We start from the raw sequence: 13,219 nt of genomic DNA on the forward strand, positions 1-13,219 counted from the left end.
GCAGCTGACTTTTTAACTTTCTGCCTGCTCTTTGCGTACTTATTCAGAGCAGCGTAATAGGAGCGGAACCAAAACAACGGCAAAACCACAGCAATTAAAATTGGTAACAAAGGCAAAAGGTACGGGGTTAGTGATTGAAGTTCAGGCAGTGCCGATTGTTACTGCGCTGGTTAGTTGCCAATGCTGACTTTAAGCCATAAATAAGCAAAATAAATGGCAACGGCAATATATACCAAGGAAATAACCAGATTAACTTTCCAAAGGTTTAACCAAAAATTTCCTCTGAAATAAGTACGCTTTCGTATTTCGTGGTTAAACAATGCTATTGAAGAAGGTACTAACATCAGCGCAGACCAACCAAGCATAGGTAACGCCATAAACATAATGCCCAGACCTGCAGCTCCTGAGGAGGCTCCTGATGTTTCACCGTCAACAGGAGCTAGCAACACGTAGCTTAAAATTATCCCTGCAATGGCAAGCGAAAAACCTAGAAGTTGGAGGGTTCTCATAATTGTCCTTAATAACTAACGGCCGCAGCTCGGGCTTGTTTGGAACGCAGCGAAAAACTTGTCCCAGTAACAGCGTTTTTTAGGCGAATTACCAAGCATACGCTATTTTACCAATGATATTGCTCTCAGGCACAAACCTCCAGTAACGACTATCTAGGCTATTATCTCTATTGTCACCTAATACGAAATAGTGCTTATCGGGCACTAACCATTCACCTGGCTGAGTGCCAACTTGATAAAAGTAGTGTTCGAATAAGTCTTGCTGACTACTGTTCAGCTTAATATCGTATGTATCAGTATCTAGCGACTCGTTATAATACTCATGCTCTGAACCAGCTTCCGAGTCAGTGAATTTGTATTCTTTCATTACCTCTGTAAAACCGGGACAATTTGCCGATTCAACCTTGCAAGAAGGTTTAATAAAGATACTTTTGCTGCGGTATATAACAGTATCGCCTGGTAGCCCTATAACCCTTTTGACAAAATCGATTTGAGGATTCTGTGGATATTGGAACACAATCAAATCACCTCTTTTCGGTGTTTTAGATGGTGCTTTTTTGACTATTTGTAAGCCAAAATATCTATAGTTTCCAAATCCACTTTTACTAACTATAACCTGATCACCCGGATTTAAGGTGGGACTCATTGACTTTGCGGGGATAGAAAATGGCTCATATACAAACGTTCTGCCTAAAGATAAGAATGCAAAAAACATGAGAAAACATAGTAACGTAGCCCACCAACCAGCGTACCACTCCCTGTGCTGACCTTTATCGTACCCCCGACAAATAAGATAAGCATGAAGAGGACAAATGACTAAAAACAACCAGGTAAAATAAAGATGATGATGCCAAGACTCGGTATCAGCAATAGCCTGCAACTTGGTATCAAGCAATGAAAAAAATATAACTAAAATTAAGTAAAACCAAAACAACTTGGCTTTGTTAACATACAAAAATGCAAAGGGCTGTATTACCAAACCGTAAAAAATACTTAGCCAGCCTTTAGGCTTCCATGAATCTTCCAATTTATCTCCTATTTGCCTAATACTGCCAACACCGGCCGAGCGTGCCGGGGTCCAACCACGAAGTAGGCTTGGCCTTGTTAAATGCTGCTGAGCTGTGGATCATGCCAAACATCTTCGTACTCGCCAGCAATCAAAAACCGATAACCTGGTGGCAATGATAAATACTGCTCAATTTCAGGTAGATATTCCGCTATGTGGCCAACATGCAATGGCTTGAAAAAATCCGTATCGTCAGACATTTCTTCGCCGCACCAAATGTACCAACCACAGGTTCCTTTCTCAGGGTTGTGCCGGAACCCATTAATTGGGAGCTTGCCAATAGTTTCGATTGCAATGCCCAGCTTTTCACTCTCTTTCGAGGGAAAAGGTATTACATCGTACCTGCTACATATTTCTTTTTGGCTTGGCACTGTATTTCCTAATGCATGTAACGCTTCAGTCAGCCGACGCGTTCGCGGTTGGCTATATTGACTTGCTAGCCTTACTTTTAACCAGCCTAAATGAAGTTTCCAATGGAATTTCTACTTTTCTTACAGAGTCCTTCATTTTGAAAAAGACTGTCCACTCGCCAAATAGATCTCCAGCTTCGCCAACATACATAATTACTGCTCTTACCCATAAAAAGTAGACACTTGGTTATGCGCATTTGCGCTCATACTCAGCCGTCCCAGCCACGATAGTGGCGACAACAGCGCATTATTAGCCACTGTTACTAAGAACATCCTGGATGAAATCTGAGGATGATGTATAGGTTCTTGGGCCTAGATTCCCATGACTACCTTCTTTTGACCATATTCCAACTATGCCCTTAACGGGGTCGTTTTGTTCAAAGCTCATTGTTTTTTCATATGTATAGAACGCGAAATCATCATTCTTTTTCACGATTAGAATGTAAAAACAATCAGCCATGTTTTTTGGCTGAGGGAATGTAATTAAAACAGCAGCTTGGTTATCAACCACCTCTGTTTTGATCATTTCCGCATAGTCTTTTGAGACTATTTTTGTTGCGGCCGCCCTCAACTTTGTAAGATCACTCTGAAGAAGATCGTTAAAGAAATTACCATCAGAAGTGAATGTCCACTCTGGCAAAAGACGATGTTGAAAAAAATACACCTTTTTTGAATCAGGTAATTCTTGGTTAGCTTCCTTTCTCGCCTGTGTTTCTTGCTGAGTTGTACTACAAGCCGCCAGCAACAAAACAACTAATATGATCCAAAACCTCATGCTAAATCCTCTTAAATGGCTAAAGCCTCAATGGCCAGCACAGCTTTGCCTGGAGAAGGCTTTTACTAGTTGGCATGGTAACTTGTGATAAGCGTCTACTTTATTGGGAAAGTATCGCCGGCCCCGAACGATGCGGTTTGTTAGGTGATTAAGTTGCAAACTTAACATCTACCGAACCGATTGACTCAACCAATACCACGTAATCGGCACCAAAAATTAAATAAGATTCTAACGGTGCATCCGCACAATACGAATCGAGATGACCATAATAACCGCGCCTGAAATTAACAGAAGATTTCCAGACTGGTGTTTTTGTTGCTCCATTTTCTTGATGTGCAAATTCAACATCTGTTGGCATACCTGGTATTAGTGACAATTCGTAAATGCTTTCCTCAATGCAATTAAATGCGATAATCTCACTGAATAATACTTCTAAGACCCGCGAATTAAACACAAGCCTTAGAGCAATACCACCATGCTCATCTGTCCGCACATCGACTTCAGGATACATTCCAAAATCTTGTTCAGTCAGGAAATAAGGAGAAAACATCTGAGATTACCTAATGCAAAGCACACGGGCAACAAAAACGCGCCAGTGAGTTTGGCGTCCCAGCGACCGAAGGCTGCAAGTTATAAGCATTGCTATATATTTGATATAGCATTGAATTTTCTAATTACGTATAAAACCATAGCAATATTAACAGTACCCATGATTACCAGAAGCTTAACTAAAATATCAATTTCTGGGGCTTGGGCATACACAAAACCAATTGCAAAAAATGATATGGCAACGAGGCAAAATGCCAACACAACCAGCATTTTGAAATCCGATTTGGCGTTCCGTAACTTAACCACATTTAAGACGTTTGACATTAAAATAATACCTCTGAAAACACATAATGCCCGGCCCACCGAGCAATTTATGATGACGGCCTTCGTGCGTATTCTTGCACAAAAGGTGACGGCGTAAATTTGTCTGGTGCATTCGCCCGTTATGCCTTTGGACGGACAAAGTCTCCGCCTGAGCCTTTTACTAAATCCGAGTTTTCACGGCTGAAGCACTCACCTGACAACTGCCAAAAATCACCTGTACTGCGAGAATGGATTACATATTCAACTACTTTCGACTCGGTGGCGAACACAATGACATTATGACCATCCGATTTAAGCACATCAGTATATTCCGATACTTGCCAGTTGAAACCTAGAGCCTTTTCTGACATTTCGTTGTATGGCCCTAAAAAGCACACTTTGGTCCAATTATCACCACCCAACCTGGACAACTCTAAAGTTTCAAAGTTATTAGCCTTGAGTTCAGAGTAAATCTCTTCACTCGTTTTGCTGGCTATGTATCCGCTGTCAGTGCAACCGAAGAGAGCAACTACAGTGAGAATTACTGTGATTCTATTCATAGGGATAACGGCCGCTACTCACGCGAGCAGCTTGCTGTGAGTCAAGTGCCAACGGCGCGTTGTGCTGCCGTTTCTTATACATTTATACGGTTGCTGCATAAAAAACAGTACCAATGCCGCACAAAGCTGCTGCAAAACCGAGAATCCGAATCCGGCTATTAAAAATACCCTGGTTAACATAAAAGCGTTCTGTACGCTGCAGCCCCACAACAAAAAGCAAAATTGACAGAGTGAATAGCCCAAACATGGCAAACGGAGCTTTATCAAAAAGCGCCACATAGCCTGCTAAAGCAACAAAAACTGACAGAGACATCCATGCCGCAGCGAAGAAAATACTTTTTGGTGGCTTTAAAGAACTCAAACTAAACTCTCCAGAATGTATAATACTGCTGCTTTAAGCGTGGCTTTAGCGAAGCAGAGAGACGCTTTATACCGTCTGAATGCTTTGCTTTGTTAAGCGCGGCCTCCGGACCGCAAAAAACCAGAACGTTGCTGCACCAATGGCACCGAGTAAACCACACCATAGACTTTGCAAAATTAACCCTGATACAGCGTCCTGACCGAATGGCTTAAGGCCTGGCACAAACCCAGCCCCAACTAGAATACCCGGGACAACATACCAGACCGCACCCACCTTACCGGTGCGGGATAAGGCGTAATGCAGCGGCAACGCTACAACAATTAAAGCAATGATTGAAACTGTTGCTGCGACCGCAGCAACCAGGGCACTAACTTCCCAATTTCGGTATTGCTCAGCCAGGCCCATTAGAAACGTGCAGATTGCTACAACGAGCGCGGCGCTGACAATCGCAATTGCTATGTTCTTCATCGATTCATGATATCGCTTAACGCCGGCCATACACGCGAGCAGCTTGTTGCGAGTCCAGCTGCGAAGCGGCGCTTTGATGGCGTTTGTAGTACATCAATTACCCTCCTCTACCGAAGAACCCGGAGGTGGCGGTGGAGCTTTTTCCACAGGCTCCACGGATAACAGATCTTTTAGAGCATACTCCGCTGAATTTAAACAGAATGCATAAACAGACCGATCCAAAACTGTAGCATTGTACGCCATAATAACTTTAACTTTTTCAACGTGTTTTTCGGCGATACTCAAATAAGAAGAGTAATAATCGCCTTTGTATTCTTTGTCTTTTTTGATATCCAAAGCCACTATAAATTCATTTTCAACGACAGCTGTAATGCCGTTTAAATAAAAATCACCTTTCATTACTGGCGATAAAATATTGAAAGTGAGGTAGCCTTCTGGTGAGTCGATTTCGTTAATAGCAAACGCTACAAATGGAATGTCTTCCTTACCACAGGCGAAAGCACCGAAATTAAAGCAAAAGATAAGTGCAAAAAAATATCGCATTACCGTCCTTGATTTATAACGCCCGCCAGTACGTGCGGCTTTGTAGTGAAGGCGAAGCCGCAGCGCAAAAAACGTCGCCGTGCCTGGCTTTGTTATAAACCACTTTACCCACTTACTGCCGCAGAAGTTAAAACTACATCTTTTTTCAGCACTAATACCACCAGATATAGCAGACCAAACGGTGGAATGATTGAAAGCACCACACCAAGCAAACCTGTTAGCACTGGCGTTTGCGTTTTACGACGGCCAAGGTAGTAAGACACCACGCCCATGATCAATATGAATACGATAAATAGCAAAGCGAAATATTTTGCATAAATAAAATCCAAACCAAATCTCCTTCTGGTTTATAACAATTTAGTAGTTTGTAACGCCCATGCTTTCACGCGGTGTAAATTACATTCTATCTTTTGTAAAAAATTTGAAGTTACGCTGCAAGCTTCTAAAAATCAATACATTTTTGTGATGCTATTACCTTAAATAAAAAGGGCTGCGATGGCAGCCCTTGGGTTGTTGCTGGTACAGCACTAATTTATGTTACTGCGCCTTGGCAGACCCGGCGTTTTTGACAAACTCATCCAGCCATTGCTGGGTTTCCCACAGCATATGCAGGACCGATTCGCGGGCGCGGTAGCCGTGTGATTCCAGCGGCAACATCACTAACCGAACGGTGCCACCATGGCCTTTAACGGCCTGATATAAGCGCTCGCTCTGCATTGGGAAGGTGCCGGAGTTATTGTCATCGGTGCCATGGATCATCAACAATGGTGTTTTCAGCTTGTCCGCATGGAAAAACGGTGACATCGCCAGATATAAGTCCGGGTCGTCCCACAACGTCCGCTGTTCACGCTGAAAACCAAACGGCGTTAAGCTGCGGTTATAGGCGCCGCTTCTGGCAATACCGGCTTTAAATAAGTTGGTATGCGCCAGCAGGTTGGCTGTCATAAAGGCGCCGTAAGAGTGACCACCAATGGCGACCCGCTCAGGATCGGTAACGCCACGGCTTACCCCGGCTGAAATCGCCGCTTCGGCGTTCAGCACCAGCTGGGCAATAAAGTTATCGTTTGGCTCTACCTCGCCTTCACCAACAATTGGCATAGTGGCGTTATCCAGCACCGCATAGCCCTGGGTCGCCAGGAACTGCGGGGTCCAGTAACTTACCCGGTTAAACCGGTAAGGTGAATCTGATACCTGTCCGGCGGCCGCCGCATTGCGGAATTCACGCGGATAAGCCCAGATCACCGTCGGCAAGGGGCCGTCACGTTTGGCATCGTAGCCCGCCGGTAAAATCAGGTTCGCTGACATTGGCACGCCGTCTGCGCGCTGGTAGTTAATCAGCTCACGGCTGATGCCCAGCGTATGCGGCATCGGGTGTGGGGTATCGGTTAGTGCGGTCAGCTCACCGCTTTGCAAATCGCGCAGATAAAAATCAGCCGGCTCAGTCGGTGCTTCGCGCTGAGTCAGTAATTTACCGCTGGGCAGCAGGGTAATCGGGTATTCATAATACGGTGCTTCTGAGCGCCACAGCCGCTCACTGTCGCCGCTTGCCAGGTGGTACTTATCAATAAAAGGCCGGTTGCCTTGCTCTGATGCACCCACTGCTGTCAGGTAAATATGGCCCTGTTCCAGCCGCAATAAGCGCTGGCCATTGTCGGCTGTGGTCATTAACGGCCGGCCCGGGTCGCCGTAGCGGTCTTCAGTAGAGCGCTGCCATAATAAACGCGGCTTGGCACTGCCATCCGGACTGATTAACCAGACTTTTTCCTGCCGCTCCTGCCACCAGCCTTCGTATACCAAAGCGGTGCCGGCATTGGCAGCCAGTAAATCGCGAAAGCGGAATGCCATATCCAGTAGTTTCACCGGTTCGCTGTTAAAAGGTGCGGCCAGTTGCCATAACTGATCGCGTACCTCGGCTTCATTTGCAGGATCGCCACCGTCTGCAGCCTGAGCCCAGTTCAAGGTTGCCGGGGCATCGTTACGCCAGCTGACGCTGCGCGGCCCGGTAACCACCGCATCAAAAGCGATAGGCAGGTTATCGGCTACCGGTTGCTTAGCAACCAGATAGCTGACTTCGCCCCGCAGGTTCCATACCTCGGTGTTGGTGGCAAACCGGTAGATGGGTACCGCATACGAGAATGGCGGTACTATCCGGCTTACCAGAATATGCTGGTTGTCCGGTGACAGGCTGAAGCTGCGGATCAGCGCCGGTTTCCCAATGGTTGTCAGCTTATTTTTCAGGGTAATTTTAACCAGCTGGCTGCTGAAGTAATGGCTGAACAGCGCCTCATCATGGGCATCTTCTAATAAATCCTGATAGGTACGGGCCGGTGCCGTGCGGCCCCGGGCTTCAGTAACCACCGGGCCGGCGGGTACTTTCGGCGCGACAGGGGTTGCCGGCCGCTTTTCAGATACCGCCAGTAAATAGACTGCGTCGCTGTTAGCCGCCCACTCCAGCCGGGCGCCCTGCACGGCATTGGGCTGCAGTTTACCCCAGCGTTTGGCCGTGGCATTTTTAGTATCTATCCGCCACAGGCTGCTGGCGTTGTCATCCAGTTGCACTACAGCAATGTAGCGGCTGTCAGGCGACCACTCAGCCGTTATCACCTTTAAATTTGCCGGCAGACCTTTAATTTGCCGGCTGTTACCGCTGGCAATATCAATCAGGGTAACACCGGCAATATAGCGTGGCTGACTGGGGCCATTGTTCGCCGGGTTTAACCGTACTCCGGCCAGCCGGTGCTCAGGTGCCGCTAAATCGGCCAGACTGGGCAGCGCCGGAAACTGCAGGCTTAGCAGCGTGCTGCCGTCAGGGCTTAAGCTGGCACCGGGAGACGGTGCCGCGTCGACAATAGCAGTGACTTCAGGAGCAGGCTCGCGATAACCGGTATCAACCGCTGCCGCGCTTAACTGGCTGCATAACAACAGCAGCATCAGGCTTAAAGGTATCACTAAAAGTTTTTTCACTGATTTAATCCTTTTAAAAATAAAAGGCGCAGGCTTGTGCAAGCTGCCTGCGCTTCAGGGCAACCCTGCCTTACCAGATTTTCACCCGGACATCTTCTTCACGGTACATCGCATCACCGGGTTTAACATCAAACGCCTGGTAAAACTCCGGCATATTCGACAGCACCCCCAGTACCCGGTACATACCCGGCGAATGTGGCCCGGTAATAACCTGCTGACGCAGCGCTTCATCCCGGAATTTAATCCGCCAGACCTGAGCCCAGCCCATAAAGAACCGTTGCTCCGGGGTAAAGCCATCAATCGTCACGTCCGGCTGACCTGCGGTCGCTTTCTGATAAGCGCGGTAAGATACCGTTAAGCCGCCTAAATCGGCGATATTTTCACCCAGCCCCAACGCACCCTGCAGGCGTAAATCGTCAATCGGGTTAAAGTTGCTGTACTGGTCAATCATCCGCTGCGCCCGCGCCCGGAACTGGCTTTCATCTTCAGGTACCCACCAGTCGCGCAGGTTACCCTCGCCATCAGAGCGGCGGCCCTGATCATCAAAACCATGGGTAAACTCATGGCCGATAACCCCGCCAATAGCACCATAGTTCACCGCATCGTCTGCCTCTACATTAAAGAATGGCGGCTGTAAGATGGCGGCAGGGAACACAATTTCGTTCATCGTTGAGCTGTAATAGGCATTAACGGTTTGCGGCGTCATGCCCCATTCATCGCGGTTTACCGGCTGGCCCAGCCGATTTACCATCCGCTGGTATTCACAGTCGGCACTGCGGCGCAGGTTACCAATTAAATCATCAGCGGCAATCGTTACGCATTCGTAATCGCGCCAGACATCCGGATAACCAATTTTAGTATTAAACTTGGCCAGCTTGGCTTGGGCTTCCACTTTAGTGGCCGGGCTCATCCATTCCAGATCGTCGATGGCCTCTTTAAAGGCAACCCGCAGGTTTTCAATCATTTCGTCCATCCGCGCTTTGGCTTCAGGCTGGAAATGGCGCTGGACATACTCTTTACCAACCATAAAGCCCAGGTTGCTTTCGACAGTGCTGACCGCGCGTTTTTCGCGGCTGCGCTGCTCCTGCAGGCCACTTAAAATACGGCCGTAAAAATCGAAGCTGGCGTTAACAAAAGGCTCACTCAGGTTATTGGCATTAGCGCGTAATAAATGAAATTTCAGATATTGCTGCCACTGGGCCAGCGGCACCTCGGCCTGAATGCTGGCAAAGGCTTTAAAATAGCTGGGCTGGCGCACCACAATATGTTCGATGTCGCCCAGTTCTGCGGCGGCCAGAAACCTTAGCCAGTCGAAGCCGGGCGCCAGTTCAGCCAGCTCGGCTTTGCTTAATTTATTATAGGTGGCATTGCGATCCCGGTTCTGAATGCGGCTCCACTGGGCTTCGGCCAGTTTGGTTTCAATCGCCAGAATGTTTTTGGCAGCCTGCTCTGCATTGTCCCAGCCCGCCAGTTGCCATAACTGCTCAATAAAGCTGCCATATTGTGCCAGCAATACCTTGCTGCGTTCATCGTCTTTTAAATAGTAATCACGGTCGGGCATGCCCAGGCCGGCCTGGCTGGCGCCGGTGATGTACTGATCAGACTGGCGCTGATCCTGTCCAACATAGACCGCCAGAGGGGTACCGAAGCGATAGCGCTGATTTTCACCCCAATACTGGCTTAACTCGGCAGCACTTTGCAGCTGCTCTATCCGGCTGATCTCACTGCTTAACGGCGAAAGGCCCAGCGCATTAATTCGTGCTTCGTCCAGATAAGAGCGGTATAAATCAGCCATTTTCTGGCTATCAGACCCTGTTGCGTGCTGGCTGGCTGCCAGCTCCTGAATAATGGCCAGTACCTGCTTTTCAGCATTTTCCCGCAGTTCATCAAAACTACCCCAGCGGGCTTTGTCAGCCGGTATATCGGTGCTGGTAAGCCAATTACCGTTAACATAACGGAAAAAGTCCTGCTGTGGGGCAACACTGGTGTCCATATTGGCCGGGTTGATGCCAGAGCCTAACGGTTGTTCAGCTTGTTGGGTCGATGTTGCGGCAGATGATGTGGCGGATTGCTGCGCGCTATTACTGACAACCGGCTGACTGCTGCAGGCGGTCAGGCCGAGCGACAACGCGACGCCTAACGCTAACGTGGATATTCTATTCATAGAGGTTCCCTGGATGATTGCTGCTTTTTGATTTAAATATAACCCGAGTGTAAAAGCTCTGCTTTGGTTGTAAAGCACGGCAGGTTAGCCCGCTGTCAGGCTGCGACAAAAGGCAAACTACGATTGCTTAAGCGGTTTTACTTGAATTACGCCGGCATTTTAAGCAGGATCAGTGCTGGCATTTAATCGCAGGATTTTTTGATGACAAACAGCACTATGTTAAACACCGCGTTAACCTCGCTGGCGGGTATTCCCTCTTTTTTAGCTTACTTCCTGCTGGCAGTGATTTTGCTGCTGCTGTTTATCCGGCTCTATACCTGGGTAACACCACATGATGAATTCACGCTTATCCGCGCCGATAACCCGGCTGCAGCCATAGCGTTTGGCGGTGCCCTGGTGGGCTTTGCCTGGCCGCTTGCCAGCGCTATTACCCATTCGATGTCATTACTTGACTGCGCCATCTGGGGCGCAGTGGCACTGGTGGTTCAGGTGCTGACCTTTCTGTTAAGCAGCGCTGCCCTGAAACAGTTACCGCAGCGTATTACGCAGGGCGAACTGGCAGCCGGTATTTATTCTGCCGGTTGCTCTATTACTGTCGGCATATTAAATGCCGCCTGCATGAGCTATTAAGGAGCCGCATATGACATTACGCCAAACCAAACGCAGCCAGAAAGCCGCGTTGATTTTTATGTTACCGGCAACCGGTCTGGCTTTAAACGGTTGCGCAGAAAAGCAGGTTGAAGCACAGGTGTTCAGTACCCCGGAAGAATGCGCGGCCTTTTATAACCCGCCGGCACAATGCCAGGCGGCTTTTGCCGAAGCAGCGCAATTACACCCGAAAGTGGCGCCGCGCTATGCTAATAAGCAGGAGTGCGAAGCCGACTTTGGTGCCGGCCAGTGTGAAACCGCACCTGAGCAACATCAGCAGGGCAGCTTTTTTATGCCGATGATGATGGGCTTTATGGCCGGCCAGATGCTGAACCGTGGCGGCTTAGCGCCAGCCGCCGGCCAGACCGGTCAGCAAACGGCGGCAGCAACTGGGCGCAACACTGTGCCCACTCAGCCGCTGTATAAATCGCGTGACGATCGTAATACTTTCCGCACCGCCACCAACACTGCGGTAGCCAGCCAACCGGGCAGCACCAGTATCCGGCCGTCGGCAGTGCAGCCTAAACCAGCAACGCTGGCCCGGCGTGGCGGTTTTGGTGCCCAGGCAGCGCAGCGCAGCGCCAACCGCAGTTACGGAGGCTGATAGCATTGAAACGGCATAGCATATCACCCCGCCCGGGCTGGCAGGACTTTGCCAGCAGCGTGGGGTTTGAGTTTCATACTATCGATAATGAACCCTACTGGGATGAAAGCGCTTATTATCAGTTCAGCCTGCAACAGATTGAGCAGGACCTGGAAGCACCTACTGAAGAGTTGCATCAGATGGCGCTGGATCTGGTGCCAGATATTCTGGCCAGTGAGCAGCTGCTGCAGCAACTGGCTATTCCTCAGCGGTTCTGGGACTATATCGCCGCCAGCTGGCGCAGTGGTGAGCCGCATTTATACGGCCGGATGGACTTCAGCTACGATGGCCAGCGCCCGGCCAAACTGCTGGAGCTGAATTACGACACCCCCACATCGTTATTTGAAACCGGGTTTTTCCAGTGGGTCTGGCTGGAAGATCAGCTGATGCGGGGCCAGCTGCCGCAGGGTAGCGATCAATTTAATTCATTGCAGGATAAACTGGAGCAGGCTTTTGCCCAGTTACCGCTGGCGCAGCCGTTTTACTTCAGCAGCGTAACCGAAAGCATTGAAGATAAAGGCACGGTCGATTACCTGATGGATATTGCGCTGCAGGCAGGTCTGAACTGCCGTTATATTCAGCTGGAGCAGCTGGGCGATATTGAAGGCCAGCTGGTGGATATGGATGGCTTTGCCATCAATGGCTTGTTTAAGCTGTATCCGTGGGAGTTTATGCTGCAGGAAGAGTTTGCCGGCAGTATTCTTACCAGCAAAACCCAATGGCTGGAGCCCAGCTGGAAGCTGCTGCTATCAAATAAAGGTATTTTGCCGCTACTGTGGCAAAAGTATCAGGGCCACCCCAATTTATTGCCGGCGTTTTTTGCCGACAGCCAGCAGGTAGAGCCGGGTTGGGTTAAAAAGCCCCTGTTCTCGCGCGAAGGCGCCAATATTGAACTGGTCACCAGCAGCGGCCAGCGCTTATCTGAAGACGGCCCCTACACCGACAGCGGCTATATTCGCCAGGCACTAGCGCCACTGCCAAAATTCGGCAATAACTATACACTGATTGGTAGCTGGGTAGTCGGCGACAGTGCTGCCGGCATCTGTATCCGGGAAGACAACAGCCTGATCACCAAAGACAGCTCGCGGTTTTTACCGCATATTATCCTCGACTGACGATGCAGCCTGCCGCTTAGAATACGATTCACATTCGGCAGTTTTCTGTCGGAAGGTTGGTTGCTCATCCGATGCTCCGGCTTAACCGGAGTTGGCTTAAAATTCATCCATTTTTATAACTAATCGCCAGCAGCAACTGCA

15 protein-coding genes are annotated in these 13,219 nt (G+C 48.9%); 3 read left to right on the forward strand and 12 right to left on the reverse strand.

What is annotated here, in order from left to right:
• Nucleotides 1–170: 170 nt before the first annotated feature.
• The 12 genes from R3187_RS05290 to R3187_RS05345 all read right to left on the reverse strand — a co-directional run bounded on the left by R3187_RS05290 (nucleotide 171) and on the right by R3187_RS05345 (nucleotide 10,672).
• The gene (locus R3187_RS05290; protein WP_318965662.1) at nucleotides 171–509 is read right to left on the reverse strand and encodes a hypothetical protein; all 339 of its coding nucleotides are present in this window, start codon (nucleotides 507–509) and stop codon (nucleotides 171–173) included.
• Nucleotides 510–597: 88 nt separating this feature from the next.
• Nucleotides 598–1,536 (reverse strand): signal peptidase I, encoded by a 939-nt coding sequence (lepB, locus tag R3187_RS05295; protein WP_318965663.1) that lies wholly within the window; start codon nucleotides 1,534–1,536, stop codon nucleotides 598–600.
• 77 nt (nucleotides 1,537–1,613) lie between these two features.
• Nucleotides 1,614–1,946: a hypothetical protein gene (locus tag R3187_RS05300; RefSeq protein WP_318965664.1), complete on the reverse strand. Its 333-nt coding sequence runs from the start codon at nucleotides 1,944–1,946 to the stop codon at nucleotides 1,614–1,616.
• A gap of 289 nt (nucleotides 1,947–2,235) precedes the next feature.
• Nucleotides 2,236–2,760, reverse strand: a complete 525-nt coding sequence (locus R3187_RS05305) for a hypothetical protein (protein WP_318965665.1) — start codon at nucleotides 2,758–2,760, stop codon at nucleotides 2,236–2,238.
• 148 nt (nucleotides 2,761–2,908) lie between these two features.
• On the reverse strand, nucleotides 2,909–3,310 hold the full coding sequence (locus tag R3187_RS05310; RefSeq protein WP_318965666.1) for a hypothetical protein: 402 nt from the start codon (nucleotides 3,308–3,310) through the stop codon (nucleotides 2,909–2,911).
• Between the two features lie 442 nt (nucleotides 3,311–3,752).
• Nucleotides 3,753–4,172, reverse strand: a complete 420-nt coding sequence (locus tag R3187_RS05315) for a hypothetical protein (protein ID WP_318965667.1) — start codon at nucleotides 4,170–4,172, stop codon at nucleotides 3,753–3,755.
• An 82-nt stretch (nucleotides 4,173–4,254) separates the two neighbouring features.
• On the reverse strand, nucleotides 4,255–4,533 hold the full coding sequence (locus R3187_RS05320) for a hypothetical protein (RefSeq protein WP_318965668.1): 279 nt from the start codon (nucleotides 4,531–4,533) through the stop codon (nucleotides 4,255–4,257).
• A gap of 66 nt (nucleotides 4,534–4,599) precedes the next feature.
• A complete protein-coding gene (locus R3187_RS05325) occupies nucleotides 4,600–5,001 on the reverse strand; it encodes a hypothetical protein (RefSeq protein WP_318965669.1) in 402 nt (133 codons plus the stop codon).
• A 93-nt stretch (nucleotides 5,002–5,094) separates the two neighbouring features.
• Nucleotides 5,095–5,544, reverse strand: a complete 450-nt coding sequence (locus R3187_RS05330; RefSeq protein ID WP_318965670.1) for a hypothetical protein — start codon at nucleotides 5,542–5,544, stop codon at nucleotides 5,095–5,097.
• Nucleotides 5,545–5,648: 104 nt separating this feature from the next.
• Nucleotides 5,649–5,873, reverse strand: a complete 225-nt coding sequence (locus R3187_RS05335) for a hypothetical protein (protein WP_318965671.1) — start codon at nucleotides 5,871–5,873, stop codon at nucleotides 5,649–5,651.
• A 208-nt stretch (nucleotides 5,874–6,081) separates the two neighbouring features.
• Nucleotides 6,082–8,508, reverse strand: a complete 2,427-nt coding sequence (locus R3187_RS05340; RefSeq protein WP_318965672.1) for an alpha/beta hydrolase family protein — start codon at nucleotides 8,506–8,508, stop codon at nucleotides 6,082–6,084.
• Between the two features lie 70 nt (nucleotides 8,509–8,578).
• Complete coding sequence (locus tag R3187_RS05345; RefSeq protein ID WP_318965673.1) at nucleotides 8,579–10,672, reverse strand: M13 family metallopeptidase; 2,094 nt, start codon at nucleotides 10,670–10,672, stop codon at nucleotides 8,579–8,581.
• Nucleotides 10,673–10,873: 201 nt separating this feature from the next.
• Between R3187_RS05345 and R3187_RS05350 the strand changes: the two genes are divergently transcribed.
• The 3 genes from R3187_RS05350 to R3187_RS05360 are packed head-to-tail and all read left to right on the forward strand — an operon-like array spanning nucleotide 10,874 to nucleotide 13,078.
• Nucleotides 10,874–11,302 carry a DUF350 domain-containing protein gene (locus R3187_RS05350; protein ID WP_318965674.1) on the forward strand — a complete coding sequence of 143 codons (429 nt, stop codon included), beginning with the start codon at nucleotides 10,874–10,876 and terminating at the stop codon, nucleotides 11,300–11,302.
• A gap of 10 nt (nucleotides 11,303–11,312) precedes the next feature.
• Nucleotides 11,313–11,924 (forward strand): DUF1190 domain-containing protein, encoded by a 612-nt coding sequence (locus tag R3187_RS05355; RefSeq protein WP_318965675.1) that lies wholly within the window; start codon nucleotides 11,313–11,315, stop codon nucleotides 11,922–11,924.
• A gap of 5 nt (nucleotides 11,925–11,929) precedes the next feature.
• Complete coding sequence (locus tag R3187_RS05360) at nucleotides 11,930–13,078, forward strand: glutathionylspermidine synthase family protein (RefSeq protein WP_318965676.1); 1,149 nt, start codon at nucleotides 11,930–11,932, stop codon at nucleotides 13,076–13,078.
• Nucleotides 13,079–13,219 lie beyond the last annotated feature (141 nt).

Origin of the sequence: Arsukibacterium sp., assembly GCF_033721375.1 — a bacterium.
Lineage (GTDB): Bacteria > Pseudomonadota > Gammaproteobacteria > Enterobacterales > Alteromonadaceae > Alishewanella.

Coding starts and splice junctions, on each gene's coding strand:
- R3187_RS05355 (WP_318965675.1), top strand. CDS start 11,313: ATGACATTACGCCAAACCAAACGCAGCCAGAAAGCCGCGTTGATTTTT.
- R3187_RS05330 (WP_318965670.1), bottom strand. CDS start 5,544: ATGCGATATTTTTTTGCACTTATCTTTTGCTTTAATTTCGGTGCTTTC.
- R3187_RS05315 (WP_318965667.1), bottom strand. CDS start 4,172: ATGAATAGAATCACAGTAATTCTCACTGTAGTTGCTCTCTTCGGTTGC.
- R3187_RS05345 (WP_318965673.1), bottom strand. CDS start 10,672: ATGAATAGAATATCCACGTTAGCGTTAGGCGTCGCGTTGTCGCTCGGC.
- R3187_RS05310 (WP_318965666.1), bottom strand. CDS start 3,310: ATGTTTTCTCCTTATTTCCTGACTGAACAAGATTTTGGAATGTATCCT.
- R3187_RS05350 (WP_318965674.1), top strand. CDS start 10,874: ATGACAAACAGCACTATGTTAAACACCGCGTTAACCTCGCTGGCGGGT.
- R3187_RS05290 (WP_318965662.1), bottom strand. CDS start 509: ATGAGAACCCTCCAACTTCTAGGTTTTTCGCTTGCCATTGCAGGGATA.
- R3187_RS05325 (WP_318965669.1), bottom strand. CDS start 5,001: ATGAAGAACATAGCAATTGCGATTGTCAGCGCCGCGCTCGTTGTAGCA.
- R3187_RS05305 (WP_318965665.1), bottom strand. CDS start 2,760: ATGAGGTTTTGGATCATATTAGTTGTTTTGTTGCTGGCGGCTTGTAGT.